The sequence below is a fragment of the Enterobacter sp. DN genome, assembly GCF_046054285.1.
In the GTDB taxonomy this organism is placed as follows: domain Bacteria; phylum Pseudomonadota; class Gammaproteobacteria; order Enterobacterales; family Enterobacteriaceae; genus Enterobacter; species Enterobacter hormaechei_C.
The window spans coordinates 34586-61389 of record NZ_JBJJTG010000011.1 but is presented as its reverse complement, the minus strand read 5'-3'; the positions used below and the strand labels follow the sequence as shown (position 1 = coordinate 61389).

The window sequence follows — 26804 nt, the reverse complement described above, 5'->3', positions numbered from 1 at the left end:
GAAATGATGATGACTATTGGCACGATTATTACGGGTCCCGGACACATCGCGTTGTCATCCGGGGAGCGCAAAATCCCCTGGGATGAACCGGCTTTTAGCCAGCGTATGCTGGAAAACCATCTGTCGCAGGAGCACGACTGGGCCAGTCGCAAGCTGGCGATTATCGAACAACAGGTTGAGTGGATTGCCGGGCAACTGCCCTCCGGCGCCTGCATTCTGGATCTTGGTTGCGGGCCGGGCCTGTACACGCGCCAATTGGCGAAGCGCGGCTTCCGCTGTACGGGCGTAGATTTTTCTCCGGCTTCAATCGCCTGGGCTCGCCAGCAGGCGCAGGCAGACGGGCTTGATATTACCTATCATCAGCATGACGTACGCGGCTACGAGCCGGACAGACAGTTCGATTTCATCATGATGACCTTTGGTGAACTGAACGTGTTTAGCGCGGCAGACGCTCGCTCGCTGATTAACCGCTGCACGCAGTGGCTGGTTCCGTGGGGAAAGCTGCTCATCGAGGTACATACTTATGATGAAGTTAAACGTCAGGGAATGGCTGAGCCCGGCTGGCAGCGTTGCCCACAGGGGCTGTTCCTGGGCGTTCCGCACCTGCTGCTGACGGAGCACGCCTGGGATCCGGCTGCGCAAACCAGCTCAACGCTGTTTATGGCTATCGAAGAGAGCGGCAAGGTGACGCGTTTCGGCAGCCAAATGACCGCGTGGCGCGATGAAGCTTATCTCGAACTGTTGCGCACGGCCGGTTTGAGCGCCATTACCCGCCCGGATGAGGTGCAATGGCCGATCAGCGAAACCTTTGCAGGCAAGCTGTACGCGCTGCTGGCAGAAAAAAATGTTACCGATTCTCTTACTGCACAACCAATAAAAGGAATTCAACCATTGGATATCCCACGTATTTTTACTATTAGTGAAAGTGAGCACCGCATTCATAATCCGTTCACCGAAGAAAAGTACGCCATGCTGGGTCGCGTGCTGCGCATGAAGCCGGAAACCCGCATTCTTGACCTCGGCAGCGGTTCCGGGGAAATGCTCTGTACCTGGGCCCGGGATCACGCCATTACCGGTGTCGGTATCGATATGAGTCAGTTGTTCAGCGAGCAGGCCAGCCAGCGCGCGGAAGAACTCGGCGTGAGCCACCGGGTTCATTTCATTCATAGCGACGCCGCCGGGTATGTGGCAGAAGAAAAATGCGATGTGGCTGCCTGCGTCGGCGCGACATGGATTGCCGGTGGGTTTGCCGGTACGGTCGAGCTGCTGGCGCAAAGCCTGAAACCGGGCGGGATGATACTTATCGGTGAACCCTACTGGCGGCAGCTACCGGCGACGGAAGAGATAGCCCAGGCCTGCGGCGTCAGCTCGACAAGCGATTTCCTGACGCTGCCGGGGCTTGTCAGCGCGTTCGATGAACTCGGCTATGACGTGGTGGAAATGGTACTGGCAGACCAGGAAGGCTGGGATCGATATGAAGCCGCGAAATGGCTGACCATGCGCCGCTGGCTGGAAGCTAATCCTGACGACGACTTCGCGGCGGAAGTCAGGGCCGAGCTAACATTTTCGCCGAAACGCCACGTGACTTACGCGCGGGAATACTTTGGCTGGGGCGTGTTCGCTCTCATCGCCAGGTAACAACAGGTTCCCGGTATTTCTGAATGGATATACCGGGGGCTTCGCCTTTGCTTTGATCTGATGCATCACCTGCACAATACATATTCAGTATGTTTATTAATCAGGATATCACCATAAGGAGCATCATATGTCACAACATGACCATTTCTGCCAGGCTTGCGGAATGCCGATGTCGGCACCCGATGCGCACAGTGCCAGCGATCAATATTGTGCGTACTGCAGCGACAGCAACGGCAATCTTAAACCTTGGGAAGAAGCGGTATCAGGCTTAGCCAGCTTCCTTGATTCCTGGCAAAAAGTCGGCCCGGAAGAAGCAAAAAAACGGGCAAAACGTTATCTGACGGCAATGCCCGCCTGGGCTCATAAAGCGGACGAGTAATTTGAAATGGTGTGCTGATCGGCCGGATTGCTCGTTCTGCCGAACACACCCAGCAGCTTCACGCGCTAGCTTTAAATCACGGTGGCACCGACGAGGGAGCACCAGGCCTGCGCCCGCATTACGGCGAAGTTTTTCACAACGCTTACATCATAGACCCCGATGGCAACAAGCTGACATTCGTCTATTACACCGCACAAACCTGAGAACACTAAACAGGGGCCTTAGCGCCCCATCTGAAACTAAACTTATCCCGTAGATTTCAGATGAGCATAGGATGAGTTGATAAATACCGAGATTTCTGACTATTTTTACGCCAGAACGCCATAGTGTGGCAACCGCACCGCGATACCCTTCTCAATCCTTTTAATCTGAACAACAGCATGGCGTCTGCCTGCCCTTCAGGGACGGCTTACGTCTGCGTGTTGTCTGGCAGTAAGGCACAATACTATGTTCGCAAAATCATTTATTGCTTTCGACGATAGCGGTCATCTGAACGCTATTGCCTGACATGTTGTACTGGCGACTTTAGCAACATGCAGGAAGAGATAACACCATGAGAAAACTGCTTATCGCTGGCCCCACAAAACCTGCAATGATTTTTTCGATTAATGAATATCACTCATAGTCCCAATCCTTCTGCCTGTAATTATCAGCGAGCACAAACCCGTTAACATACCCCTATCAATTCATGTCCAACGGATCACCATGCTTAATCAACAGGCACATACACAGACGGTTAAAGCTAAAAAAACCGGCCTATCGTTTCTACTCATTCTCAGCGCTCTGATGGCTGTTACCTCTTTATCAACCGACATCTATCTTCCAGCTATGCCCATGATGGCCAAAGATTTACAGGGTGACGCAGAGCTGACAATCACAGGCTTCCTTATCGGCTTTTGCATCGCACAACTGATATGGGGACCGATTAGCGATCGTTATGGACGCCGTCTACCGCTGTTTATCGGTTTAGGTCTATTTATCATCGGCTCGGTGGGTTGCGCGTTATCAACAGATATTGTACAAATTGTCTTCTGGCGAGTTTTTCAGGCGTTAGGTGCCTGTACCGGGCCGATGCTGGCTCGAGCAATGATCCGTGACCTGTTTAGCCGCACGCGTGCCGCGCAAATGCTGTCAACACTGATGATCATCATGGCCATCGCGCCGATTGCCGGGCCCCTGATCGGCGGGCAGATGATTAAAGTCACCTCGTGGCATGCCATTTTCTGGCTGCTGGCTATTATCGGAACAGTCATGCTGATGTCGTTATTCTGGTTGCCGGAGACATTATCTGCTGAAAAATGCTCGCCAGCCTCCGTAGCCAAAGCCTTTCACAACTACTACGCATTACTGACCAATGCCAAATACATGCGGTTTACGCTATGCCTGACGTTCTATTACGTAGCAGCCTATGCCTTTATCACCGGTTCTCCGTTTGTGTACATCACCTACTTCGGCGTTGATCCGCAGCATTACGGTTGGCTGTTTGCAGTCAATATTGTGGGACTGATGGCGGTGAGCATGATCAACAGGCGTCTGGTTCACCGTTATCCACTGGAAACGTTGCTCAGGAATGCCGTACTTATCGCCGCTATTGCGGCAATCGTGCTGGCGGTCACAACAGGCCTGGGCATAGGCGGAATGACCGTGATTGTCGGCGCGGTGTTCGTGTTCTTCTCTATGAATGGCATCATCGCGGCGACGTCCACGGCTTGCGCTCTGGACGCAGTGCCTAATGTGGCAGGCTCTGCCTCGGCGCTAATGGGCGCGTTGCAATACGGCAGCGGCATCATCTCTTCACTGCTTCTCGCTCTGTTCAGTGACGGCACGCCATGGACGATGTGCTGGATAATTGCGTTGTTTACAGCTGCCAGCGCCCTGATGGCACTGACCGTTCAGCTAAAAAAATGACCACCACCTATCCACAGCATTTATGAATCAAACTCATAATGCCTACTTAAGCAGCGTAATTATCTTTAACCGCAACTTCGTTAATCTGTAACTGCCGCATGAATGCGTCATGTGAAATGCAGCGGCTCGTAGCTACAGCTGATGGGCATACCCCAGCCTGCGCGGCTGGGGCGTCACCGGAGACTCAATAAATATTCTTATTGAAGAAGACGTCTAACTTTTGCAAAGCCTCGTCAACGTATTTTGGCACCCAATATGTCTCGATATGGGTCGCGCCATCGATCAGGAAGAGTTCTTTGTCCTTCGTCCCGGTGGCTTTCGCGAACGCATCTTCAGTCATATAGAGCGTATCGGCTTTTGTACCGGCAATCATCAGCAGCGGTTTATTGATGAGATTGATATGGTCCGTGACGTCAAAGCTCATCAAATCCAGCAGACTGCTGGTGGTGTATTTAAACGTCGAGTTCGGGTGGGCGTGGGTTTTCCAGTAGTACTCGTAGCCCTGGCGGTACAAGGCAAAAGGTAATTTAGCAATCTGTTCATCGGTCAGGTTGGCATCGCCGGAGTAAAGCACTTCACCACCGGCGGCTTCCTGAGCACGTGCGTCAGAAGCCTGCTGAAGACGCTGCTGGAGAGTATCCAGCTGTGAATCCTGCATCCCGTTACGGCGCACAAGACCTGAGTTAAACATGCTGATGGTGGCAATCGATTTGAACCGCTTGTCAGTTTCGGCCGCAACCAGTGAATACCCGCCGCCTCCGCATATACCCAGCAGGCCGAGGCGGGTGGTATCGACACCAGGATACTGGCTGATGTAGTCAGCCATGCCGTGGATATCCTCAATGCGATTAGCGGGTTTATCCACGCTGCGCGGCATCCCACCGCTGGCGCCCTGATACGCCGCGTCGGCGGTAATGGTGATGTAGCCCTGTTCGGCGAGGCGCTGGGCATACAACCCGGCAACCTGCTCTTTTACGCCGCCATTAGGATGGGCGACCACCACGGCAGGGTATTTTTTGGCGGGATCGTAGTCAGCAGGGGTGTAGACATTCGCCGCAATCTGGATGCCATGCAGATCGTATTTCACGGGGTTAATGTTGACCTTGCCTTTGACGTTCTCGGTGATGGCACCGTCATAGGCCAGTGTGAATGGATTTTTTTTATAATCAGCCGCATTGACTGAGGTCACTCCGGCCATTGCCGTGAGTAGCATTGCACTGATAAGCGTGAATTTCATGGTCTCTCCCGATGAGTGTTGGCCTGGTTAGTCAGGCTCGCGGAATCAAATTGGCAGGCTCAGAGTAGGCAAAGAGGGCTGTCAGCATCGTGACCGGGAAATAACATTTTTGTCAGGAAACTGACCGGGATGGGAAAACATTTCTGACAGCGCTGTCAGCTAACCGTCAGCTTGATGTTGGCAACCAAGAGGCAGAATGAGCCCGAATAGTGAAAAGGAAATCCCGTTATGCACCTGTTGTTAGTCGAAGATGAAGAAAAAACGTCAACCTATCTCAACCGTGCGTTGAGTGAGTCCGGATTTACGGTAGATGTCTCTGCAGACGGAGCTGAAGGTCTTCATTACGCGCTGGAGTTCGACTACGACGCGATAATACTGGATGTGATGCTGCCGGGGATGGATGGTTACCGGGTACTTGAGGGTGTGCGAGCAGCCAAACAGACGCCGGTGCTGATGCTTTCGGCTCGCGGCTCTGTCGATGAACGCGTTAAAGGGCTTCGCCTTGGCGCGGATGATTATCTCCCCAAGCCCTTCTCGCTGATTGAGCTGGTGGCGCGTATTCAGGCACTGGTACGTCGCCGCGCTACGGATGGCGCAGACATCACTCAACTGCAAATTCACGAACTGCATCTCGACCTGCTGGCTCGCCGCGTATTTCGTGGTGGAACACGGCTGGAACTGACCGCGAAAGAGTTTTCCCTGCTGAGCCTTTTGGCCCGGCATCAGGGGGAGATTCTGTCAAAGATGATGATTGCGGAGCAGATATGGGACATGAATTTCGACAGCGATGCCAACGTGGTTGAAGTGGCCATTAAACGACTTCGGGCCAAAGTGGATGCGCCGTTCGATATCAAGCTGTTACATACCGTTCGTGGCATGGGGTACGTTCTTGAAGTCCGGTCCAAATAAATGAAGGGGATAAGCATGCCTGAGCGTTCCATCTCCGTTCACCTGGCGCTGATGTTTGCCTTATCCGCGCTGCTGATTGTGTCCGTTATCGGTATCCTGCTCAGAAGCTCCTTGCATGATTCTTTGCAAAAGCAGATGCACAACGAACTGCTGTTCCGGGAATCATTAATGAGTCCGTGGATCACCGCACGAACCTCGGCTGACGGCTGGTCGACGCTGGCCAATAAATTCACCGTATTAACCAATTCTGAAGGCGAGCGCGTTCGCTACTGGATAGTAAGCGATAACCCACGCTTTAGCATGGGGGGAACACCACCGGTGGGTGTTCAGTGGTCTTCTTTGCAGGAAGGCTTTAATAAAGTGCCCGGCGCATCAGAAGGTGCCTGCTCGCTGTTTCTGTTAGTGAAAACGATCCCCGCCAACGGTGAAAGGCCTGAGCTTCGCTATGTGGTTGCCATCGACTCCACGCCGTACATGGGCACACTCGATGCGTTCACGCGTACATTACTGATCATTACCGCACTGGGCGTCGTGATTGTCGCCTTACTGGGATACGTCGTTTCAAGGATCGGTCTTCGTCCCGTTGGGGCGCTCAGTAAACAGGCGAGGCAACTCGCTCCCGGGGACCATGGTCAGCGCCTGAATACCGAAGCATTACCTGACGAATTACAGCAATTAGCATCATCTTTTAATGGCGTGCTGGAACGGCAAGAGGTCGCCTGGAGGCAGCTCGAAAGCTTTAATGCCGATGTTGCGCATGAGCTCCGGACTCCGCTGACTAACCTGATTGGCCAGACGCAGTTAGGGCTATCACGTCGACGCTCGCAGGATGAACTGGAAGAGTTATTGGGTTCTAATCTGGAAGAACTTGAACGCATGACGTCGATAGTTAACGACATGCTGTTCCTGTCTCATGCTCATGCGGGTGAGCATGCGTCCCAGCTTACCCAGGTGTCCCTGCGGGAAGAAACCCTGAAAACAGCGGAGTATGTGGAACCCTCTTTTGCTGAAAAACAGCTCTCTATGGATGTTCAGGGCGACGTCACCGCGCATATCGACCGACGACTGTTCCACCGCTCACTGGCTAATTTACTGGAAAATAGCGCAAGACACTCCCCCTCCAACAGCAAGGTTACGGTGCGGTTAAGCGAAACCGGTCATCAGGCCTGTGTTGAAGTTTCAAACCCGGGCGATCCAATAGCACCAGAACACCTACACCGGCTTTTCGAGCGGTTCTATCGCGTTGACACCTCCCGAGCCAGGAGTGATACCCAGCATGGACTGGGCCTGTCGATTGTGCGTGCCGTCGCCATTATGCACCGGGGAGATGTCTTTGCCCGTAGTGAAGCGGGCATCAATACATTTGGCCTCACCTTTGCGATGCAAGCGAATAAAGCGGCGAGCAATGCTCACTCCGGCACTGAGCCGGGACCCGGGTTAACTGACAGAATTGTCAGGGGGGCGTCAGCCTGACGTCATCACCCTCTCGATAAAATCATCGCAGGCAATCCCCTCTTCATTGATAAGGACGCTTTGCATGATCGGACATTTACGTTACCTCGGGCTGTTACTGCCCCTCTTCACATTTTCATCCTGGGCAGCGGAGCAAAATCCTGCTGTCCATATCGCCCCCGCAGGAAGTCAGAACGCGGTGTACGGGCCAGCCGAGAACTTTACCGGTCGCGTCAGGGTTGATCCTCTCTTCAAACCGGATAACGACATCAGTGTTTCCGGGGCTTATGTCACGTTTGAACCCGGAGCTCGTTCCGCCTGGCATACGCATCCGGCAGGTCAGCGGCTGATTGTGACCTCGGGTGTTGGGCTCACCCAACAAGAAGGCCAGCCGGTGCAGGTTATCCGCGCCGGTGACGTTGTCTCTTGCCCGGCGGGCGTCAAACACTGGCACGGGGCGGCACCCGGCAGCGCGATGACGCATCTGGCGATAACCGGGATTGTGGATGGCAAAAGCGTTAACTGGATGGAGAAAGTGACAGATGAACAATACCACGCCCATTAAAGCATTAGCGGCAGCGGTACTGCTGACCTTTGGTTTTGGTCTCGCGGCACATGCTGCGCCCGTCAGTAAAGGAGCTTCAGAAATGAACCACGAACAAAAGGTTTCAGATACGCTGTCAGCCAGTCAACAGGCCATCCCGTTGATTGCGGCATCAATGGCCAGAAGTCAGATGGACAAGCTGAATGCCGCCCTGAATCAGGGTCTTGACGCAGGACTCACGATAAACGAAACCAAAGAGATTCTCGTCCAGCTTTATGCCTACACAGGCTTTCCCCGTAGCCTGAATGCGCTTAGTGAACTGATGAAGGTCGTCGAAGCACGTAAACAACGTGGTATCAAAGACGTTGAGGGTAAAGAACCGGTTGCCCCGATCCCTGTCGGGGATGAGCTTCGCCGTGTCGGTACCGCAAACCAGACAAAAATCTCAGGCGCTCCCGTCCAGGGCCCGCTGTTTGATTTTGCCCCGGTGATTAACCAGTTCCTGCAAACGCATCTTTTCGGCGACATTTTCGCCCGCGATAACCTCGACTGGCAAAGCCGCGAGCTGGCAACGGTTGGCGCATTAGCGGCCACGCCGGGCGTCGAATCACAACTGCTGTCGCATACGCGAGCAAGCATGCGGGTCGGCCTGACAGCAGCGCAGCTGCGCCAGCTGGCACAGGTTCTGCGTGAACATGGCGAAAGTGATGCAGCAACGCGAGCTGAAAAGGCGCTGCAACAGGCGCTCGCAAACAAGTAGGAGTGGGTTATGGAGCATGATCCCAACCGCAGAATGTTAATCACCGCACTTGCCGGGCTCACGCTGGCGAACGTTTCTTTGGCATCAGCTGCGACCGGAACCACAAACGTACAGGGTAAAAGCCGTGTTCTGGTGGCGTACTTTTCCCGCAGCGGAAATACACGAGTCATTGCGGGCGTCATTCACCGCAGCCTGAATACCGATCTGTTTGAAATCGAACCGGCTACGCCTTACCCAGAAGACTATTTTCAGACCGTTGAACAGGCGAAAAATGAGCGTGAGCGAGGCGTAAAACCGGCATTAAAAAATAACATTGCAGATATCTCACGCTACGAGACCGTTTATTTAGGCTTTCCGATCTGGGGGACCAGCGTGCCGCCTGTAGTGCAAGCATTTCTCAGCAGCCACAACCTTGCGGGCAAGTTAATCATCCCCTTCATTACTCACGGTGGCTACGGTAAAGGAGACAGTGACGACATCCTTACCCGTCTTGCCCCGACTGCACGTCGGGAAAAACCGCTGGTCATTGAATGCGACCAGGAGCGAAGAACCACTGAAACGGTCACCAGTTGGTTAGAGACGATACGCAGTTAATCGTCCGCATTCATGAGTCTGCCAAATAAGGGCAATCAGGGGTGCTAAATAATTAACGCTGACAACTCAGATATGATTGAACGGCAAACATAACAGAGGATGTAATCTTGAAGACAATCTTAAAAACGCTGGCCATCTGCGTAATGGCAGGTGGCCTGGTGGCTCAGTCGGTCTATGCCGAGCCGCTGGTCATTCAGGAACAAGGAAGCTTTTCTGCTGGTGGCACCATCAACACCGCTCCGGGAACATTTGATGCGAAAAAGCCGCTGGACTCTTCTGGCCAAACCTACCATGGCGATCATGCGTCTGTGTTCTACCAAATTCCGGAAAATCCGCATAAATACCCTATCGTGATGCTGCACGGCGCGGGTCAGTTCTCCCGTACCTGGGAAAGTACCCCGGATGGTCGTGAAGGTTTCCAGAACATATTCCTGCGTCGCGGGTTCTCAACCTATCTTGTCGATCAGCCGCGTCGGGGCAGCGCCGGGCGCACGACGGTAGAAGGTACGGTTACGCCTAAACCAGATGAACAAATGTGGTTCAACCAGTTCCGCGTTGGCGTGTGGCCAGAGTATTTTAAGGGCGTTCAGTTTTCTCACGACAAAGAAGCACTGAATCAGTATTTCCGTCAGATGACCCCAAATACCGGGCCGTTTGATATCAATGTGATCTCTGATGCGATGTCCGCTGTCGTGGATAAATCCGGCCCCGCTATCCTCTTCACCCACTCTCAGGGTGGCGGACCAGGCTGGTATACGGCGATGAAAAACAACAAGGTCAAAGCCATTGTCGCCTTTGAGCCTGGCAGCAGCTTTGTCTTCCCGGAAAAAGAACTCCCAGCCCCTATGCCAAGCACGTTCGACACGCTGAAGGGTGAGCCGGTGCCGATGGAGCAGTTTATGGCTCTGACCAAAATCCCGATTCTGATTATTTACGGCGATAACATACCGGATAAACCTGTCGCCATGCCCGCGCAGGACAGTTGGCGTGTAAGACTGGCGATGGCTCGTGAGTGGCGTGACGTGGTGAACAAGCATGGCGGGGATGTCACGGTGACGCATTTGCCTGAAGTGGGAATCAAAGGGAATACCCACTTCCCGTTCTCTGATTTAAATAATGTGCAGATTGCTGATTTGGTTAGTCAATTTTTGAAGGAAAAAGATCTGCAATAGGGAAAGCTAGTATTGAGCCTTCATTCATGAAGGCTCAATACAAACATCAGTTTATCAAAAAAATAAAATGGGAACGTGACGGTCTGCTGTGAGCAAGGCGCGGAACCTGGCAATTATTTACACAACTAATGAAGTTATTACTAACATCACAGATGTATTAATCAACGGGGAGTAAGCCAGAGGTGAAGGACAGTAAAAATATGTAAAATCTTTATTTTTCTTCGTAGAAAGATGAAAGCATAGGGCCAAAATACGGAGAAATATATGAACTTATCAATGCCTTGGAGTTTAGCTGGACGCCTTTTTAAGTGGATGTGGGATAAAATTACTCGATTATGGTTACTAAAGACCTATCAAAAATCTCACGAGTACAAAGCTAGTCGCCTTCGGTTAGGAGCGCGTTGGGAACCACTCGGCGAGTACCTGGAGTACTCGTTGCGCCTTTCTAGTTCTGCCGATCATGAAACAGTAAAATCCTGTATAGCTTTTCGGGCAAAAGATATTCTGGTAGAGAATATTAAACTTTATTTTGAAGCGTCTGGACATGGTATTCGTTACCAGCAGAAAATTGATTTGGTAAATCTGGACCAATCTGTCCTGATTGTTCACTTAGATCAAATTCCTCGGCAGGAGCTTGTGGAGGCTTCTGAGCGCGGTATATTTTTTTCGATTACCGAAACGCAGTTAACTCAATGCGTCATTACGTTAGCCGGGGGCCAACAACAGCAACCCTTTGATTCAATAAGGTCCCATCTAACATATAACTGGTTGCTAAATGACAAATGGGTGCGACGCTGGGGAGAGTTATGGAACTGTAATGCCATTGAGCATGCGAAAACCGAAATGAAGTCTTATTGGCGTTGGCGATTGGGAGAATTTAAACATTTTTCCCTTTACAGTGCTGGGCTCGGGCCTTATCCCTGGAATGGAATATTACGCAAAAGCCTATGCAAACTTTTGATCAACCACCATATTATCACAATACAGTTCTGGCTGGCGGTACATTCTGGACGGTATGTTCTTGGAGATGGAAAACTGAAGCTCAATCAGCGACGAATTAGAAAAGTGAAACCCAGCAAAGCTTCGAACCTTTGAGCTCAGTTGCATTTTTCATTCCGAGCCCTTGGGCGCTGGGGACTGACAACGATATTACCATGAAATGGCCTTCGCTGCAGAAACTGTCAGTCCTCCTGTAAGCACCTATGACGATTATATGGTGCTTTAACGCATCACTTTGTTCCAGTCGATTACATGGCCAGCAGCCTCGAGTTCTCGGGAAAGAGATTGCTTCCATCCATTATTATCATCCATCGGTTCCCAAACAACACCGGCGAAATCACTGGGTATTTCTACTGCCCCTTTTTTAAGGGCGCAGACTTTATCTCGTCCAAGGTGACCAATAAAAAAACCTAACTCCAGAAGCACATTTTGGCGTGCTCTGGGTTCAAGCGTACCACCTTTTACACACCCTTCATCATCAGGGGTAAGTAGGACAACCGCAAATCCCACGTTGCCGTATTCAATAACTTTCTCGATAACAGTTCGACCCCGATTAGCCTGTTCATGCAATATAATTGCTTCCAGACCAAGGCGTTCCAGAAAGCGAGCCACTTTTTCACGGGAACCCTCATCGTGACCATGAACAATAAATACTTTCTTAGATAGAGGGGGAGTTAACATGGTCTGGGGAATTCCCTTCGATTGAATGTAGTTTTTGTAGTCCCGAATAAAGGGAATGATTAACTGACCGGTGAGCGCATGAATATTGCTGATGATTCTTTTACCAGAATAAAAGAAATTAATACTGAAGTGGACGGCATAGCTAGGATCTGCGCCTAATTTCCAGATTAAAAGTAGTGTTAGGCCTAGCTCTTTTCTGGGATCTTCTGGCCAGTCAAGAGTTGCACTTCCGACCATAGATCTCGCAGATTGTGCACTCTTTTCAAGAAAACTCTCTAAGTCAAGATCTGCAACTAATTCTTTATTATAAGGCTCAAGATCAGGATGTTTCAGAAGTTGAGCAAGTTTTTTTAAAGGACGTTCAAAGGTTTGTGCCTGTGAAGCCTGTAGGTCCAGAACGGCATTATTAATATCTGCAAATATATCCTTTGACATCAATTTTCCTCGTTATTTTTAATTCTGAACTTTGTAGCTTTTTGGATTAAATTTTCACGATATGCTTGCTTCATTTGCTCGGCCAATGGACCAATAATCGAATTGGATGAGTATTGAGAGACTCGTTCGTCAACTATTTGATTTATCTTTTGAATTGCATTTTCAATACTGGCTGGATCTTGTGGGTCAAAATGCACAGTACCTAAATTTCCATCCAACTCACTCAGTGCCAACTGGGCCACTTTCAACTCTTTTTGTAGCTTGTCTAAACCGGTAATTTTTAACATGGTTGCAACCTACTGTTTTATTGATAATTTAGAGGCATTGAAGATTATACCTCGGCCTGGAAAATTATTCACACTGGAGTGGTCGACAAAATGTGGTCACGACACGAGAAATTTCTAGAACAGCTAGAAGTCCCCTCCTGGCGCAAAGCCAATCCTTGGCCCTAAAAATTAATGAACACATCTAATAAACCCTAGCTAATTACCCCATCTAATCGAATAAATCACTTTGCGTTATGCTTTTCCAACACAACAGCTGAAGGATAACGTCATGCAAACTGTAAAACTGAACAACGGTATTGAAATGCCCTTGATGGGCTTTGGTGTCTTCCAGATGACGGATGCTGCTGAATGCGAAAGAGCCGTTATTGATGCGATCGATACGGGATACCGCCTAATCGATACCGCAGCGTCTTACCAGAATGAAACCCAGGTCGGGAACGCTCTGAAACAGAGCGGTATCGCGCGTAACGAACTTTTTGTAACGACCAAACTGTGGCTACAGGATACCAATTACGAAGGCGCTAAAGCCCAGTTCGAACGCTCCCTGAATCGGCTGCAACTTGATTACGTCGACCTGTATCTGATTCACCAGCCTTACGGCGATGTCCATGGAGCCTGGCGTGCCATGGAAGAACTGCATGAGGCAGGAAAAATTCGCGCCATTGGCGTCAGCAATTTCCATCCTGACAGACTGGCCGACCTTATCGCATTCAACAAAGTGGTCCCTGCGGTAAACCAGATTGAAGTTAACCCCTTCAACCAGCAGCTGCATGCTGTTCCGTGGAATCAAAGCCATGGCATTCAGCCGGAAGCTTGGGCACCGTTTGCTGAGGGTAAAAATGGCCTGTTCCAGCATCCCGTGTTAACGGCGATTGGCCAGAAGTACGGCAAAAGCGTGGGCCAGATTGTGCTGCGTTGGATCTTCCAGCGAGGTATCGTTTCGCTGGCGAAATCGGTGCGCAAAGAACGCATGGAAGAGAACATCAATATTCTCGATTTTGAACTCAGTTCTGAAGATATGCTGCAGATTGCTGCCCTCGACACTGCAACCAGCGCCTTCTTCTCCCACCGCGACCCGGCGATGGTGGAATGGCTGACTGGCCGCAAACTTGATGTTTAAGTCGCGATAAAAGAGGTATTCATTAAATGCAAAAACGTTATCTGGGTAAATCCCGACTCGAAGTATCCGCGCTTGGGCTCGGTTGCATGGGCTTAAGCCACGGCTATGGTCCGGCGACCGATACTCGTCAGGCTATCGAGCTCATTCGCGCAGCGGTTGAACGTGGCGTCACCTTCTTCGATACCGCTGAAGTGTATGGCCCCTTCCTCAATGAAGAAGTTGTCGGCGAAGCCTTAAAACCGTTTCGTGACCGTGTGGTCATTGCCACTAAGTTTGGTTTTACTTTTGGCGACGACAACAAGCAGCAGATTTTAAACAGCCGTCCGGAGCATATCCGTGAAGCTGTGGAAGGATCATTACGCCGTCTTAAGACTGATGTCATTGACCTGCTGTATCAACACCGTGTCGATCCGGATGTCCCGATTGAAGATGTTGCGGGTACGGTAAAAGACCTGATAGCTGAAGGCAAAGTTAAACATTTCGGTCTGTCCGAAGCGGGTGCGCAAACCATTCGTCGTGCGCATGCCGTACAACCTGTCACGGCCCTACAAAGCGAATACTCAATGTGGTGGCGCGAGCCTGAGCAGGAGATCCTGCCGTTACTGGAGGAACTGGGTATTGGTTTTGTGCCCTTCAGCCCATTAGGCAAAGGATTCCTGACGGGATCGATTAAGCCAGGAACCACTTTTGGCAAGGATGATTACCGCAGCACCGTGCCGCGTTTCGCCGAGCAGGCGATTGAAGCCAATGAAAAGCTGGTCTCATTGCTGGGTGAACTGGCGGCAGAGAAAGGTGTGACGTCTGCACAAATCGCGCTGGCGTGGCTGCTGGCACAAAAGCCGTGGATTGTGCCTATCCCTGGAACTACGAAACTGCACCGGCTGGAGGAAAACCTGGGGGCCGCCGACATCATCCTTTCTCAGGATGACTCGCGACAGATAACCCAGGCGCTTGAAACGATTAAAATCGTCGGCGAACGTTACTCTCCTGAGCACCAGGCTCGCGTAGGCCGTTAATACCCGGACGGGTCCGCTGCAATTGGCGGACCCGTTATTCCTGGTAGCGAAGAGCATCGATCATCAGCGCAAAGGCGGGTGGATGCTGCTTACGGCTCGGGTAGTAGAGGTAATATCCGGGGAAAGATGGACACCAGTCCTGCAAAACCTGAATAAGCTCTCCTGACTTTATATAATCCTGCACCCTGTCTTCAGGTATACAGGCGATGCCAAAACCGGATAAAGCAGCATCAATCCTTTCCGCCTGCAGATTAAACGTTAGCTGCCCTTCCACTCTGACCCGTAACGGTTTCCCTTCCTTCTCAAACTCCCAGTGGTAAAGCCCACCGGCTGTCGGCAGGCGCATATTGATACACCGGTGATTTTGTAGCTCGTGCGGCGTTTCAGGTACAGAATTTGCAGCGAAATAAGATGGTGCTCCTACTACGGCCATTCTCATGTCCGGCCCAATTCTTACCGCAATCATGTCCTTATCCACGCTTTCACCCAGTCGGATCCCGGCATCAAAACGCCCCTCAACAATATCAACAAAGCCGTTATCAACTACCAGTTCGAGATTAATTTCGGGATATTCTTTAAGGAAGGGTTTTAGCTTCGGCCATACCAGACTTCGCGCGGCATGCTCCCCGGCAGATAAACGGATATTGCCGGAGGCAGTGCCGTTCAGTTGAACAAGCGATTCCAGCTCCTGCTCAAGATCGGCAATACGCGGTTCAAGGCAGGCAATAATTCTCTCACCGGCCTCTGTAGGGGCAACGCTTCGGGTCGTGCGGGTCAGAAGGCGGATATTCAGCCTTTCCTCCAGGGCCTTCATCGCGTGGCTGAGTGCAGATTGAGAAACGCCCAGTTTGCCCGCTGCTTTGGTAAAACTTCGCTCCCTTGCCACCACAAGAAAGATTTGCAGTTCGTTGAAATTTTCTTTGAGCATCGGCGATTTCCTTATGGAGGCATTCCCTTCATCGCACACTCATGAAGGGTGTTCATAGACACAATCATTTTAGCCCCATTACTGACATTAATGATAATTGATATTCTGACCGTATCGAAAATAAGTCTGAATTATCAGTAGGTTTATCATGAGAATACTCGTTGCAGGGGCGACAGGAAGTATTGGCCTTCATGTCGTCAATACCGCTATCAAAATGGGCCATCAGCCTGTAGCGCTGATCCGAAATAAGCGCAAAGTGAAATCGCTTCCTCGGGGAACAGATATTTTTTACGGCGATGTTTCATTGCCTGAAACGCTCACCGAATTACCGAAAGATATCGATGCCATCATCTTCACTCTCGGTTCCGATGGTCAGGGTCGTATTGGTGCCAAGGCGATAGATTATGGCGGAGTGCGCAATATTTTACGAATATTCAGGGATGTATCTGTTCGTATCAGCCTGATGACCACGATTGGCGTGACTGAACGACTCAGCACCTGGAATCAACGCACTGAGGTTCATGACTGGAAAAGACGTGCCGAGCGTCTGGTCAGGGCCACTGGTCACCCCTATACCATCGTCAGGCCCGGCTGGTTTGATTACAACAATGATGATGAACACCGAATCGTTATGCTTCAGGGAGATCGTCGCCATGCAGGAACACCGGAAGATGGTGTGATATCCCGGGAGCAAATCGCCCAGGTTCTGGTCAGTGCCCTGACCCACGACGAGGCAAAAAATAAAACGTTCGAGCTGGTGGCTGAACGAGGTGAAGCACAGCAGGATCTTAACCCACTGTTTGCAGACCTGCAGGCTGATGATCCACAAAAAAATGATGGGGTTCTGGACATAGACAATATGCCTCTCCGTGAAGAACCTGACTGCATTATTAACGAGCTGAATTTGTATTCAAAAAAATTAACCAATCGACAACCCTGACAATTTTGTCATATAGCGGTCAGCCTCATGACAGCTTAGGTCTGTATATTTACATATACAGACGGGTATAGTTCCCCTGATACGAATCCAGTTTTAAACATAGATTTTAAAAGAGGTATTAAATATGAAAGCACTACTTATTACTACATTGGTCATGGGATTTATTTCAGTGAATACTGCCTCTGCTGCCCAAGAAATTAATCATGCAGATGGAAAAGAAAAGATCGGTGTCGTCTCAACCAGCAATGCCTATACGCTTGATGATTTATCGAATGCGCTCTCTCGTAAGGCTGCTGAGCAAGGAGCAACATCGTTCAAAATTCTGTCAACCACGGGGAATAACCGGCTGCACGGGGTTGCTGAAATCTATAAGTAAATAAAATGCATCCTAAAAAGGATATGTCACAGCCCCCTATAGTGAGCGTCGATCTATGTTCAGAACAGAAGACATCATCGATGAGATAACTCAATGGATTGATTCAAACTTAAACAAACCGCTAAAGATAGAGGATGTTGCTGCGCGGGCAGGGTACTCCAGGTGGCATCTTCAGCGAATTTTTTTGCAGGTAAAAGAAGTTAGCCTTGGGAAGTACATAAGAGATACGAAACTTAGACTTGCAGCAAAAGATCTTATCGGGACTAATGAGCCAGTGATAAACATAGCCTACAAATATGGATTTGACTCACAACAGACTTTTACCCGGCTTTTCTCTAATAAGTAAAAATTGCCATCACTAAGATATAGAAACGCTGAAAAGACAAGATAAACAAATACTTCTTAATTGGATTTACAGCCCTCAAAATAAAGCTATTCGCAAGAAAAACACATGAATAAAAAATCAATATGAAACGCGAACATTTTCGCGCTTCATATTTTTCAGGGATTTTATTCAGTAAGCTGACAAGTATCAACATAGATATCAAGATTCAGATCCAACGGTTTGGATAAAAATGTTCTCTCGTGTTTCCCATCACCAATAAAGAATAAGTTCGTATCATCTGGGAAATATCTGTCCTTGATATTTTTAACTCTAGCCCTTCGAAATGCACTAACCTCTTTACCATCTTTCAAGAGTTTATCTTCAGAATATTCAGAAATTGATATAAATGATTGAGTATCCTTTGGAAGGTTCTTTCCTACAAAGGAAAGTATAAGGTCAAAGTTCCTATCATCGATGTCCTCCTTAAGAATTGCGTCTAACATAAATGGAAGTCGATGTATATTCTCACTTTTGCTTATCAAATCATTTAATGCAAAATGATAAGACATTACTGTTTTGTGAAGCTCAACCCCTTGAAAAGGGAATGAATTAATTTTATAAAGATTAGTATATCTTGCTTCTTTTACATTAAACAATTGCATCTCATTGAGATATTTTTGAAAAATATCTTTGAAATCTTTTTCTTTGTGTGATCGCTCTACAAAAAGAGACTGCTCCTCACCCATCTCACCTATCAACTCTTTAATCTCATCAGATCTCTTCGTGTGTTCCTCTATCTCGTTGTGAATGTTATTCAATAAGCGTACATTTGCCTTATTATCGATCCATTCATTAACGGATACAGTTTGTGATTTTTTCTCAAGAAAATACGAGTACTTTGACGATATTTCAATTTCTAGTTTTTTAATTTTTGTACGAGAGGAGTTAATGTCGGACTGCGTACTTTGAATCTTAATATTTAACTGCTCTAACAATTTATCTGTATCATTTATGTTTTGATGAAAACCATATAAGCCTTCTAAAGAATATGGCAAAATTTGCGTACATGCAGGGCAACGATCAACATTATTATAATTTTGATGTTTAATGTTTCTTTTAGTTCTTTTAAGGATCTTGATATGATTTTTTGTTAATGATAATTTATTACTCAGATTAGTATAAATATCACGTTCTTCATCTAAGAGAGCCACCAAATGTATATAGCTATCAATGTATCTTTGAGCTTCTTCACCGAACTCCTCATCCAACAATTTAGAAATAACCAAGCGAGGTTCATTGCTATATTTATTTAATGAAGAAATTTTCGATTGAAGTTGAAGTCGCTCTTTTGTTAGTTGATAAAAAGACTCTTTATCAAAGGAATTCTCTATACCAAGATAGTAATCAAGATATGTATCTTTGAAGTCCTTATAAAATCCGAGATTAGAGAACGACTCCCTTAAATAAACCCAACCGACTGATTGGGAAATATAATAGGGAAGAAAAATACATTCTATTGATGCTGTTTTTAGTTCACCTTTCTGTTCAAGAAGCATGCCAAAACCAAACAATTGAGATAATTTCTCTTTAAGTTTCACATGTTCAAATCGACTATCAGCATCTATTCCATTGAAACTTACAATACTCCCACCGTCCTCTTTTAAATATATAACCCCTGCCTCTCTCAATATTACATACTTCTTCTCTACACCTTTTTTTGTGATACTAAAATCCAATCTAAATATAGGATTGTATCGAATTATTTCGTTTAATCCATCTTTAACATCATTAATTCCAAAGGTGAATAAAATACTCTGTAATAGAGTGCTTTTACCTGAGGTATTACATCCACTGATTATATTTACCCCATTCGTAAACCTCTGATCAAAATATACATTATGACTTTCAGAGACGACAAACAATCTATCAAAATTTATAATGGTCTTCATGATTTACCTTAATCATAGCACTCAACGTACGAACACAGAACTGCAAAAAACATATCGACGTTAGTCAAATTTATAGAGTGAGACTTTCTAACACCATCAATGTATGCAGTTAATATGTCTTGAAGAGAGTAATATTGAGCCGTGTAATCATTATTTCTAACGAAGTTTTTAATGAGCTGGTAGTCAAAATTACTCATATCCTTGAGCAGCTCAAAAGAATTAATTATATAAGCCTCATGATTTTTCTGTATATTAAGGGGTATTCTAAATTGTATTGAGAGCTGCTGTGCAGAGGTACGCCAATAATCGAATGCCTTTTGCTGTGAATCAATTATATTCATAACTTTCTTAACTTCTTCGCCTTCAACCCTTTTTGTTGGATCTAGTAGACATATTTCCTGCCCTTGATTATATACAGTTTCAACATTCCTAAATAGAGCAAGTATTACCTCAATGGCTGCTTTCGAGTCAGCTATATGGGAAAATTTCCTAGACATAAGTCCAATAAGCGATTCTTTTTGTTTTGCAGCCGTTCTTGGGAAATCTACCCACTGAATTTTTAGGTTACTTAGTTCTTTACGATGAAAAACAGAAGATTCTTCATTACAAATATCTGTAACTTTCTCTTCAATTTTATTCTTAATGTTTTTATGCAATTCATCATAAACACAGATAGAGTTTTGCTCATTAACCCTTAATACCTGCTCAGCAATACCTTGTTTTTTTAACGCCTTTGACGGTGAGTATTTTAATTCTATTTCTGTATTTGATATAAATGTTAGCTGGTGTTTATAATCTTCACTTTTTTCAAAAGCATCATTTCTTAAGTTTTCGCCTACCAATAGTATTTTAGATACCATCTCAGAAAACCTAGAATCGATAGTCCATATTTTCCCGCTAAGTTTCTTTGCTTGATAGGCATGTATCTCGTTTATATAACTTAAACAATCAGTTTTATAACAAAATAGAAAATCATCGTGATGTTCGATACAAATAAAGAACTCTTTATTGATAAAAGAATTGAAATTATCTAACAAAAGATACAACGCACAGTTTCTTTGAAACTCAAAACCTGTTAACGCATCAACTCCAGCGTTTACCGCTTTATTTTTAGCCACCCTGCTCTCCTACAACAGCTAAAAATTTCCATCGTCATCCAGTGATGGATGTGGATGCAAATTAAACCATTTAAGGCGATGTGTATCACGAAAATCAAAAAAAATAAATTTGTAAGATCATTTTTAGTGATCTAATACACTGTTTTATATACTGTTTTTTTATACAGTTGAAAGATAGCACCTCTAGGGAAAACTTTAAAAACTCATTTTCCCTATTTACAGGCTTATATAACCTTAGTTAGAGATGCTTCAATATAATCCGCATACCACTGCATCATCTCCCTACGTCCTTCCAGATACAACGCATGGTTGTACGTCCCACGAATCGCGTTCTTATCGACATGCGCAAGCTGGGTTTCAATCCACGCCGTATTGAACCCTTCTTCATGCAAAATCGTACTCATCGTGTGCCTAAAACCATGTCCCGTAACCTTTCCTGTATATCCAATCCGCTTAAACACCTGATTAATACTCGCTTCACTCATCGTTTTGCGGGGATCATTCCGCCCAGGAAACACAAGAGGATATTGCCCAGACATCACTTTGAGCTGCTGTACGATCTCCAGCGCTTGGGTAGAGAGGGGGACAAGGTGAGGCCGTTTCATCTTCATTCGCTCGGAAGGAATTTCCCACACCGCCTTCTCAAGATCAAACTCACTCCAGAAAGCACCTCGGAGCTCGCCGGTGCGAACTCCCGTAAGGATCAGCAAACGTGCGGCAAGAACAACCAGCGGGCTGCCTGTATAGCCAGAAAGAGCTTTAAAGAAGTCTGGTAACTCCTCAACGGTAAGGAAGGGATAATGCTTCGATTCATGCCCTGACATCGCGCTAGTAAGATCCGCTGCAGGATTGTATTCCGCACGGCCGGTAACTATGGCGTAGCGAAAGACTTCACTGCAGCGCTGGCGAACCTTCTTGGCCTTCTCTGTCGCGCCACGGCTTTCCATTCGACGTAACACATTAAGCAGAACCAGCGGTTTGATTTCATTCACCGGCTGTTGGCCAATATAGGGGAAAATATCTTTATTGAATGCTTCGATGATATCGGAGGCATAACCTTCTGACCACCGGCTCACCTTCGTTCCGTGCCATTCAAGCGCCACAGACTGGAACGTGTTGTTGAGCTGCACATCCCGAACCAGCTTTTCTTCTTTCTTGGCAAACGATGGATCGATACCCTCGGCCAGTTTTTTCTTGGCTTCATCACGCAGTGCTCTCGCTTGTGCAAGGGACACTGCCGGATAGACCCCAAAAGCCATACGCTTCTCTTTTCCATTGAAGCGATATTTCATCCGCCAGTATCGGGAACCTGAGGGAACGACTTCAAGATACAAGCCAGCACCATCTGCCAGCTTGTAGGCCTTCTCTCTGGGTTTAGCGGCGTCTACCTGCCGTGCATTTAGCTTCATTGGGGGCATCTCCTTGGACCGAACACAGAATGCCCCCACTTATGCCCCCAACTGTAACTTGATTCCGGTTGAGTCCAGTTGATAACAGGAGATAAGATACGGGCTATAAACCGCAGTATACGGGCTTTAAGTTGATTTCGGTAGACTTGAGAAGGGTTTGAAATGGTGCCGATAATAGGAGTCGAACCTACGACCTTCGCATTACGAATGCGCTGCTCTACCAACTGAGCTATATCGGCCCTGAAAGGCCGGTTACGAGCGTAACCACGGGGCAAAAGAGTAGATCTAACCGGGTGATGCGTCAATGCCCTTTTGAATCAAACGGCTATTTTTGCATCACCCGCGATTATTTACCCACGAATCGTATCATCACCGTAGCCGATCCACTTGTAGGTGGTCAGTGCTTCCAGCCCCATCGGACCGCGGGCGTGCAGCTTCTGAGTGCTCACAGCCACCTCCGCGCCCAGACCAAACTGGCCGCCATCGGTGAAGCGCGTCGAGGCATTCACATAAACCGCAGACGAATCCACTTCATTCACAAACCGATCGGCATTGCGCAGGGTGCGCGTCAGGATCGCGTCAGAATGCTGGGTTCCGTGTTCACGAATGTGTGCAATAGCGTCATCAAGATCCGCAACTACCTTCACGTTCAGATCCAGCGACAAATACTCATCGTCGTACTGCTCCGCGTTAACCGGAACGACCTTCGCCGGACCGTCTTTCAGCAGGGCGAGAGACTTCTCATCCGCATGCAGCGTGACGCCACTTTCCGCCATCTGCTTGCTCAGCGCTGGCAGGAAGGTACTGGCGATGCCCTGATGCACCAGCAGCGTTTCCACCGTATTACAGGTGCTTGGACGCTGTGTTTTAGCGTTGACGATAATCTTCAGCGCAGGTTCTACCTCCGCGGTGTCATCCACTACGATATGGCATACGCCAATACCACCGGTGATCACCGGAATGGTAGATTGCTCACGGCACAGCTTGTGCAAGCCCGCGCCGCCGCGTGGAATCAGCATGTCGATGTATTTGTCCATGCGCAGCATCTCGTTGACCAGCGCACGGTCGGGGCTTTCAATCGCCTGCACGGCACCCGCCGGTAAACCACACTCCTCCAGCGCCTGCTGAATGACGTTTACCGTCGCGGCGTTGGTGCGCCAGGTCTCCTTCCCGCCACGCAGGATCGCGGCATTACCGGTCTTCAGGCACAGGGAGGCGACATCCACCGTCACGTTTGGACGCGCTTCGTAAATCACCCCAATGACGCCAAGCGGCACGCGGCGACGCTCAAGGCGTAATCCGCTGTCGAGCACCCCACCGTCAATCACCTGCCCTACCGGGTCGGCGAGGTTGCACACCTGACGGACGTCGTCGGCAATACCTTTCAGACGCGCAGGGGTCAGCGCCAGACGATCGAGCATCGCTTCGCTCAAGCCGTTGCGACGCGCTTCCAGCAGATCCTGCTCGTTGGCGAGCAAAATTTCCTGCGACTGAGATTCCAGATAATCAGCGATTTTTTCCAGCACGTGATTTTTCTCGCGGCTGGAAAGGAGCGCCAGTTTATAAGAGGCGGCTTTCGCGGCTGCGCCCATTTGTTCCAGCATGTTCTGGCTCCTTAACGAATAATCATGTCGTCACGATGCACGGCAACCGGGCCATATTCATAGCCCAGGATGGCGTCGATCTGCTGGGAATGGTGACCAGCAATCCGACGCAGCGCGTCGCTGTTATAACGACTTACACCATGAGCGATGTCGCGACCTTCAAGGTTACGGATTCGGATCACTTCACCACGCGAGAAGTTGCCTGTCACGCTTTTAATTCCTTTTGGAAGTAACGAGCTTCCTCTTTCCAGAATAGCGGCGGTCGCGCCTTCATCCACGGTCAGTTCGCCAGCCGGGGGCGCACCAAAGATCCAGCGTTTTCGGTTTTCCAGCGGGGACGCCTGGGCGTGGAAGCGAGTGCCCACAGAGATGCCTTCCATCACATCACCGATCACGCCCGGACGGCTGCCCGCGGCGATGATGGTGTCGATACCAGCCCGGCACGCCACGTCCGCGGCCTGTAACTTGGTGCCCATGCCGCCGGTCCCCAGACCAGAAACGCTGTCACCCGCAATGGCACGCAGCGCATCGTCAATGCCGTGAACGTCTTTGATCAGTTCAGCCTGTGGATTAGAGCGCGGGTCAGCGGTAAACAGCCCCTGCTGATCGGTCAGAAGCAGCAGCTTATCGGCCCCTGCCAGGATCGCCGCCAGCGCAGAGAGGTTATCGTTGTCGCCTACTTTGATTTCAGCGGTGGCAACAGCGTCGTTTTCGTTAATGACCGGAACGATATGGTTATCCAGCAGCGCACGCAGCGTATCGCGGGCGTTCAGGAAACGTTCTCTGTCTTCCATATCCGCACGCGTCAGCAGCATCTGCCCGACGTGAATGCCGTAGATGGAGAACAGTTGTTCCCAGAGCTGTATGAGTCGGCTTTGTCCCACGGCGGCCAGCAGCTGTTTGGAGGCGATCGTCGCGGGGAGTTCGGGGTAGCCCAGGTGTTCACGCCCGGCGGCAATCGCCCCGGAAGTCACAATCACAATACGATGCCCTGCGGCATGCAACTGAGCGCACTGACGTACAAGCTCAACGATATGGGCACGATTCAGGCGGCGCGATCCGCCTGTTAACACACTGGTACCGAGTTTTACCACCAGCGTCTGGCTGTCACTCATGATTCTCTGCCGTTCAACAATAAGGGAAAATGATGTCAGTCAGACGTTTTAACAGGTGTCAGCTCCGTTGCCAACTGCCTTAGCGCATGACCCGTCACTTTGTTGCGCGGGATCAGGAAGCGTAGCGGCAGATTTTGACAATTTTATTACCGAAAAATTAAAACATACTTTTTTAGACATATTCTTACTTTGTCATAAAACTTTCACCCATGAACGATAAAACCCTTCCTGTTTTTCACGGGGTAATAAGTCGAAACTTATTGCTCAGCGAATATTAGCGCGTTTTTATAAAATCAGGATTGAAAATGAAAAAGAGCACTCTGGCATTAGTGGTAATGGGCGTAGTTGCTTCCGCATCTGTTCAGGCAGCAGAAGTTTATAATAAAAACGGGAATAAACTGGACGTGTACGGCAAAGTAAAAGCAATGCACTACATCAGTGATGATGACGCTAAGGATGGTGACCAGACTTACGTTCGTTTCGGCTTTAAGGGTGAAACGCAGATTAACGATCAGCTGACGGGCTACGGACGTTGGGAAGCTGAGTTCGCAGGTAACAAAGCTGAGAGCGACTCTTCTCAAAAAACACGTCTGGCATTTGCCGGCCTGAAACTGAAAGACTTCGGCTCACTGGATTACGGCCGTAACCTGGGCGCGCTGTATGACGTCGCCGCATACACCGATATGTTCCCGGAGTTCGGCGGTGACGGCCTGGCGCAGACCGATAACTTCATGACGAAACGCGCCTCCGGTCTGGCCACATACCGTAATACCGATTTCTTTGGCCTGGTTGACGGCCTGAACATGACCCTGCAATACCAGGGCAAAAATGAAAACCGCGACGTGAAGAAGCAAAACGGTGACGGCTTCGGTACCTCCCTGAGCTATGACTTCGGCGGCAGCGATTTTTCTGTGATTGGTGCCTATGCCAGCTCCGATCGCACTAACGATCAAAACCTTCAGGCACGCGGCGAAGGTAAAAAAGCAGAAGGCTGGGCAACCGGTTTGAAATATGATGCTAACGATATTTATCTGGCCACTATCTATTCCGAAACCCGCAATATGGCCCCTATTTCCGGTGGCTTTGCAAATAAAGCGCAAAACTTCGAAGTGGTCGCACAATATCAATTTGACTTTGGTCTGCGTCCATCTCTGGGTTACGTGCAGTCTAAAGGCAAAGATATCGAAGGTATCGGCGATGAAGATATCGTGAAATACATCGACGTAGGTGCTACATATTATTTCAACAAAAATATGTCTGCGTTTGTTGATTATAAGATCAACCAGATCGATGACGATAATAAACTGGGCGTAAGCAGCGATGATATCGTTGCGCTGGGCATGACCTACCAGTTCTGATGTTGTGGTAATAAAAAACCGGCGCTGAGCCGGTTTTTTTGTGCCCGGTGACGCTGTGCTTACCGGGCGTACGGGATAGTACATTTTTCAGGCCGGGTAAGGCGTAGCCGCCACCCGGCGCTGTGACATCATCAGGCTCTCAGTTTCACCGCTTCGCTGGAAAAATCGTCCGCAGGCTCCAGCTTCAGATCCAGCGTTGCCAGCAGGTCACGAGCTTTGCCGTGAAATTCTTTTAGCGTATGCTCCAGGCGATCGATCACTTCCTGATCTTTGATGCTCGTCGCCTGCCAGTGCCCGTCTTTATTAAACAGGCCAAACTGATAGCTATAGGTAAAACGGTTTTCCTGTGCTTCCATTTCCATCCACCAGCCCCAGAACTCACGTTTTTCGGGTGCAGGCTTCACGTTGACGCAAACAGCCAGGCAGTCGAAAAAAAAGCGATTCTCTTCACACTGCTCTTCTCGAATATACGGGCCAAGAGCCATGAACTTCTTAATCAGTCTACTTTTCGGGTGTCCACTCGGTAACGTCATTGCGATCTCCTTTTGTGA

General features: G+C 48.8%; 26 protein-coding genes, 1 tRNA gene and 1 pseudogene. 17 read left to right on the top strand and 11 right to left on the bottom strand.

Annotation, left to right across the window (positions count from 1 at the left end; all coding sequences use genetic code 11):
* Nucleotides 1-9: 9 nt before the first annotated feature.
* The 4 genes and pseudogenes from ACJTMZ_RS20130 (at nucleotide 10) to ACJTMZ_RS20115 (ending at nucleotide 3925) form a co-directional block, all read left to right on the top strand.
* Nucleotides 10-1638: a methyltransferase domain-containing protein gene (locus ACJTMZ_RS20130; protein ID WP_252011127.1), complete on the top strand. Its 1629-nt coding sequence runs from the start codon at nucleotides 10-12 to the stop codon at nucleotides 1636-1638.
* A 127-nt stretch (nucleotides 1639-1765) separates the two neighbouring features.
* The gene (locus ACJTMZ_RS20125; RefSeq protein ID WP_047057908.1) at nucleotides 1766-2017 is read left to right on the top strand and encodes a zinc ribbon domain-containing protein; all 252 of its coding nucleotides are present in this window, start codon (nucleotides 1766-1768) and stop codon (nucleotides 2015-2017) included.
* A 26-nt stretch (nucleotides 2018-2043) separates the two neighbouring features.
* Nucleotides 2044-2220, top strand: a pseudogene (locus ACJTMZ_RS20120) (glyoxalase); the annotation flags it as partial.
* Between the two features lie 502 nt (nucleotides 2221-2722).
* On the top strand, nucleotides 2723-3925 hold the full coding sequence (locus ACJTMZ_RS20115) for a multidrug effflux MFS transporter (RefSeq protein WP_408626972.1): 1203 nt from the start codon (nucleotides 2723-2725) through the stop codon (nucleotides 3923-3925).
* Between the two features lie 184 nt (nucleotides 3926-4109).
* Here the strand turns inward: ACJTMZ_RS20115 and ACJTMZ_RS20110 are convergent, their stop codons facing one another.
* The gene (locus ACJTMZ_RS20110) at nucleotides 4110-5162 is read right to left on the bottom strand and encodes an alpha/beta hydrolase (protein ID WP_047057910.1); all 1053 of its coding nucleotides are present in this window, start codon (nucleotides 5160-5162) and stop codon (nucleotides 4110-4112) included.
* Between the two features lie 228 nt (nucleotides 5163-5390).
* Here ACJTMZ_RS20110 and ACJTMZ_RS20105 point away from each other — a divergent pair, with 228 nt between their 5' ends.
* From ACJTMZ_RS20105 to ACJTMZ_RS20075, 7 genes are all read left to right on the top strand, one after another.
* A complete protein-coding gene (locus tag ACJTMZ_RS20105; protein WP_047057911.1) occupies nucleotides 5391-6071 on the top strand; it encodes a heavy metal response regulator transcription factor in 681 nt (226 codons plus the stop codon).
* A 15-nt stretch (nucleotides 6072-6086) separates the two neighbouring features.
* Nucleotides 6087-7544 (top strand): heavy metal sensor histidine kinase, encoded by a 1458-nt coding sequence (locus tag ACJTMZ_RS20100; protein WP_047057912.1) that lies wholly within the window; start codon nucleotides 6087-6089, stop codon nucleotides 7542-7544.
* Between the two features lie 64 nt (nucleotides 7545-7608).
* Nucleotides 7609-8088: a cupin domain-containing protein gene (locus ACJTMZ_RS20095; RefSeq protein WP_047057913.1), complete on the top strand. Its 480-nt coding sequence runs from the start codon at nucleotides 7609-7611 to the stop codon at nucleotides 8086-8088.
* Entirely contained in the window at nucleotides 8066-8827 is a 762-nt protein-coding gene (locus ACJTMZ_RS20090; RefSeq protein WP_047057914.1) for a carboxymuconolactone decarboxylase family protein, read from the top strand. The genes ACJTMZ_RS20095 and ACJTMZ_RS20090 overlap by 23 nt, the downstream gene beginning before the upstream one ends.
* A gap of 9 nt (nucleotides 8828-8836) precedes the next feature.
* Entirely contained in the window at nucleotides 8837-9421 is a 585-nt protein-coding gene (locus ACJTMZ_RS20085; protein WP_047057915.1) for a flavodoxin, read from the top strand.
* A 107-nt stretch (nucleotides 9422-9528) separates the two neighbouring features.
* The gene (locus ACJTMZ_RS20080; RefSeq protein WP_047057916.1) at nucleotides 9529-10593 is read left to right on the top strand and encodes an alpha/beta fold hydrolase; all 1065 of its coding nucleotides are present in this window, start codon (nucleotides 9529-9531) and stop codon (nucleotides 10591-10593) included.
* A 264-nt stretch (nucleotides 10594-10857) separates the two neighbouring features.
* Entirely contained in the window at nucleotides 10858-11688 is an 831-nt protein-coding gene (locus ACJTMZ_RS20075) for a hypothetical protein (RefSeq protein WP_052766898.1), read from the top strand.
* A gap of 126 nt (nucleotides 11689-11814) precedes the next feature.
* Here the strand turns inward: ACJTMZ_RS20075 and ACJTMZ_RS20070 are convergent, their stop codons facing one another.
* Nucleotides 11815-12708 (bottom strand): TIR domain-containing protein, encoded by an 894-nt coding sequence (locus ACJTMZ_RS20070; RefSeq protein ID WP_014839494.1) that lies wholly within the window; start codon nucleotides 12706-12708, stop codon nucleotides 11815-11817.
* Complete coding sequence (locus ACJTMZ_RS20065; protein WP_042934169.1) at nucleotides 12708-12995, bottom strand: hypothetical protein; 288 nt, start codon at nucleotides 12993-12995, stop codon at nucleotides 12708-12710. Before ACJTMZ_RS20065 ends, ACJTMZ_RS20070 begins: the two co-directional genes overlap by 1 nt.
* 268 nt (nucleotides 12996-13263) lie before the next feature.
* Between ACJTMZ_RS20065 and ACJTMZ_RS20060 the strand changes: the two genes are divergently transcribed.
* Nucleotides 13264-14115, top strand: a complete 852-nt coding sequence (locus ACJTMZ_RS20060; protein ID WP_047057917.1) for an aldo/keto reductase — start codon at nucleotides 13264-13266, stop codon at nucleotides 14113-14115.
* Nucleotides 14116-14141: 26 nt separating this feature from the next.
* Complete coding sequence (locus ACJTMZ_RS20055; RefSeq protein WP_047365283.1) at nucleotides 14142-15131, top strand: aldo/keto reductase; 990 nt, start codon at nucleotides 14142-14144, stop codon at nucleotides 15129-15131.
* A gap of 34 nt (nucleotides 15132-15165) precedes the next feature.
* Here ACJTMZ_RS20055 and ACJTMZ_RS20050 read toward each other — a convergent pair whose 3' ends face one another.
* The gene (locus ACJTMZ_RS20050) at nucleotides 15166-16059 is read right to left on the bottom strand and encodes a LysR family transcriptional regulator (RefSeq protein ID WP_047057919.1); all 894 of its coding nucleotides are present in this window, start codon (nucleotides 16057-16059) and stop codon (nucleotides 15166-15168) included.
* 148 nt (nucleotides 16060-16207) lie between these two features.
* Between ACJTMZ_RS20050 and ACJTMZ_RS20045 the strand changes: the two genes are divergently transcribed.
* The 3 genes from ACJTMZ_RS20045 (at nucleotide 16208) to ACJTMZ_RS20035 (ending at nucleotide 17721) form a co-directional block, all read left to right on the top strand.
* Nucleotides 16208-16999, top strand: a complete 792-nt coding sequence (locus tag ACJTMZ_RS20045; protein ID WP_047365281.1) for an SDR family oxidoreductase — start codon at nucleotides 16208-16210, stop codon at nucleotides 16997-16999.
* A gap of 124 nt (nucleotides 17000-17123) precedes the next feature.
* Nucleotides 17124-17375 carry a DUF1471 domain-containing protein gene (locus ACJTMZ_RS20040; protein ID WP_047057921.1) on the top strand — a complete coding sequence of 84 codons (252 nt, stop codon included), beginning with the start codon at nucleotides 17124-17126 and terminating at the stop codon, nucleotides 17373-17375.
* A 55-nt stretch (nucleotides 17376-17430) separates the two neighbouring features.
* Nucleotides 17431-17721: a helix-turn-helix domain-containing protein gene (locus ACJTMZ_RS20035; protein WP_047365279.1), complete on the top strand. Its 291-nt coding sequence runs from the start codon at nucleotides 17431-17433 to the stop codon at nucleotides 17719-17721.
* Between the two features lie 164 nt (nucleotides 17722-17885).
* On the opposite strand, the gene ACJTMZ_RS20030 is transcribed toward ACJTMZ_RS20035, so the two are convergent.
* The 6 genes from ACJTMZ_RS20030 to proB form a co-directional block, all read right to left on the bottom strand.
* Entirely contained in the window at nucleotides 17886-19649 is a 1764-nt protein-coding gene (locus ACJTMZ_RS20030; protein WP_047365277.1) for a hypothetical protein, read from the bottom strand.
* Nucleotides 19650-19657: 8 nt separating this feature from the next.
* Nucleotides 19658-20767 carry a dsDNA nuclease domain-containing protein gene (locus tag ACJTMZ_RS20025; RefSeq protein ID WP_047057924.1) on the bottom strand — a complete coding sequence of 370 codons (1110 nt, stop codon included), beginning with the start codon at nucleotides 20765-20767 and terminating at the stop codon, nucleotides 19658-19660.
* A 224-nt stretch (nucleotides 20768-20991) separates the two neighbouring features.
* Nucleotides 20992-22176 (bottom strand): phage integrase central domain-containing protein, encoded by a 1185-nt coding sequence (locus ACJTMZ_RS20020; RefSeq protein WP_047057925.1) that lies wholly within the window; start codon nucleotides 22174-22176, stop codon nucleotides 20992-20994.
* Nucleotides 22177-22339: 163 nt separating this feature from the next.
* Nucleotides 22340-22415 (bottom strand) — tRNA-Thr (locus tag ACJTMZ_RS20015).
* Nucleotides 22416-22526: 111 nt separating this feature from the next.
* The gene (proA, locus tag ACJTMZ_RS20010; protein WP_047365274.1) at nucleotides 22527-23780 is read right to left on the bottom strand and encodes a glutamate-5-semialdehyde dehydrogenase; all 1254 of its coding nucleotides are present in this window, start codon (nucleotides 23778-23780) and stop codon (nucleotides 22527-22529) included.
* Between the two features lie 11 nt (nucleotides 23781-23791).
* On the bottom strand, nucleotides 23792-24895 hold the full coding sequence (gene proB, locus ACJTMZ_RS20005) for a glutamate 5-kinase (RefSeq protein WP_015571369.1): 1104 nt from the start codon (nucleotides 24893-24895) through the stop codon (nucleotides 23792-23794).
* Nucleotides 24896-25200: 305 nt separating this feature from the next.
* Here proB and phoE point away from each other — a divergent pair, with 305 nt between their 5' ends.
* Entirely contained in the window at nucleotides 25201-26253 is a 1053-nt protein-coding gene (gene phoE, locus ACJTMZ_RS20000) for a phosphoporin PhoE (RefSeq protein WP_017383128.1), read from the top strand.
* A 131-nt stretch (nucleotides 26254-26384) separates the two neighbouring features.
* On the opposite strand, the gene crl is transcribed toward phoE, so the two are convergent.
* Nucleotides 26385-26786 carry a sigma factor-binding protein Crl gene (gene crl / locus ACJTMZ_RS19995; RefSeq protein WP_006809999.1) on the bottom strand — a complete coding sequence of 134 codons (402 nt, stop codon included), beginning with the start codon at nucleotides 26784-26786 and terminating at the stop codon, nucleotides 26385-26387.
* Nucleotides 26787-26804: the final 18 nt, after the last annotated feature.

Bases quoted from the DNA above. Each gene is read 5' to 3' on its own strand.
- ACJTMZ_RS20075 (WP_052766898.1), top strand. From the start codon at position 10,858: ATGAACTTATCAATGCCTTGGAGTTTAGCTGGACGCCTTTTTAAGTGG.
- phoE (WP_017383128.1), top strand. From the start codon at position 25,201: ATGAAAAAGAGCACTCTGGCATTAGTGGTAATGGGCGTAGTTGCTTCC.
- ACJTMZ_RS20095 (WP_047057913.1), top strand. From the start codon at position 7,609: ATGATCGGACATTTACGTTACCTCGGGCTGTTACTGCCCCTCTTCACA.
- ACJTMZ_RS20105 (WP_047057911.1), top strand. From the start codon at position 5,391: ATGCACCTGTTGTTAGTCGAAGATGAAGAAAAAACGTCAACCTATCTC.
- ACJTMZ_RS20040 (WP_047057921.1), top strand. From the start codon at position 17,124: ATGAAAGCACTACTTATTACTACATTGGTCATGGGATTTATTTCAGTG.
- proB (WP_015571369.1), bottom strand. From the start codon at position 24,895: ATGAGTGACAGCCAGACGCTGGTGGTAAAACTCGGTACCAGTGTGTTA.
- ACJTMZ_RS20070 (WP_014839494.1), bottom strand. From the start codon at position 12,708: ATGTCAAAGGATATATTTGCAGATATTAATAATGCCGTTCTGGACCTA.
- crl (WP_006809999.1), bottom strand. From the start codon at position 26,786: ATGACGTTACCGAGTGGACACCCGAAAAGTAGACTGATTAAGAAGTTC.
- ACJTMZ_RS20030 (WP_047365277.1), bottom strand. From the start codon at position 19,649: ATGAAGACCATTATAAATTTTGATAGATTGTTTGTCGTCTCTGAAAGT.
- ACJTMZ_RS20085 (WP_047057915.1), top strand. From the start codon at position 8,837: ATGGAGCATGATCCCAACCGCAGAATGTTAATCACCGCACTTGCCGGG.
- ACJTMZ_RS20110 (WP_047057910.1), bottom strand. From the start codon at position 5,162: ATGAAATTCACGCTTATCAGTGCAATGCTACTCACGGCAATGGCCGGA.
- ACJTMZ_RS20055 (WP_047365283.1), top strand. From the start codon at position 14,142: ATGCAAAAACGTTATCTGGGTAAATCCCGACTCGAAGTATCCGCGCTT.
- ACJTMZ_RS20060 (WP_047057917.1), top strand. From the start codon at position 13,264: ATGCAAACTGTAAAACTGAACAACGGTATTGAAATGCCCTTGATGGGC.
- ACJTMZ_RS20130 (WP_252011127.1), top strand. From the start codon at position 10: ATGACTATTGGCACGATTATTACGGGTCCCGGACACATCGCGTTGTCA.
- ACJTMZ_RS20045 (WP_047365281.1), top strand. From the start codon at position 16,208: ATGAGAATACTCGTTGCAGGGGCGACAGGAAGTATTGGCCTTCATGTC.
- ACJTMZ_RS20035 (WP_047365279.1), top strand. From the start codon at position 17,431: ATGTTCAGAACAGAAGACATCATCGATGAGATAACTCAATGGATTGAT.
- ACJTMZ_RS20125 (WP_047057908.1), top strand. From the start codon at position 1,766: ATGTCACAACATGACCATTTCTGCCAGGCTTGCGGAATGCCGATGTCG.
- ACJTMZ_RS20065 (WP_042934169.1), bottom strand. From the start codon at position 12,995: ATGTTAAAAATTACCGGTTTAGACAAGCTACAAAAAGAGTTGAAAGTG.
- ACJTMZ_RS20050 (WP_047057919.1), bottom strand. From the start codon at position 16,059: ATGCTCAAAGAAAATTTCAACGAACTGCAAATCTTTCTTGTGGTGGCA.
- proA (WP_047365274.1), bottom strand. From the start codon at position 23,780: ATGCTGGAACAAATGGGCGCAGCCGCGAAAGCCGCCTCTTATAAACTG.
- ACJTMZ_RS20020 (WP_047057925.1), bottom strand. From the start codon at position 22,176: ATGAAGCTAAATGCACGGCAGGTAGACGCCGCTAAACCCAGAGAGAAG.
- ACJTMZ_RS20090 (WP_047057914.1), top strand. From the start codon at position 8,066: ATGAACAATACCACGCCCATTAAAGCATTAGCGGCAGCGGTACTGCTG.
- ACJTMZ_RS20115 (WP_408626972.1), top strand. From the start codon at position 2,723: ATGCTTAATCAACAGGCACATACACAGACGGTTAAAGCTAAAAAAACC.
- ACJTMZ_RS20100 (WP_047057912.1), top strand. From the start codon at position 6,087: ATGCCTGAGCGTTCCATCTCCGTTCACCTGGCGCTGATGTTTGCCTTA.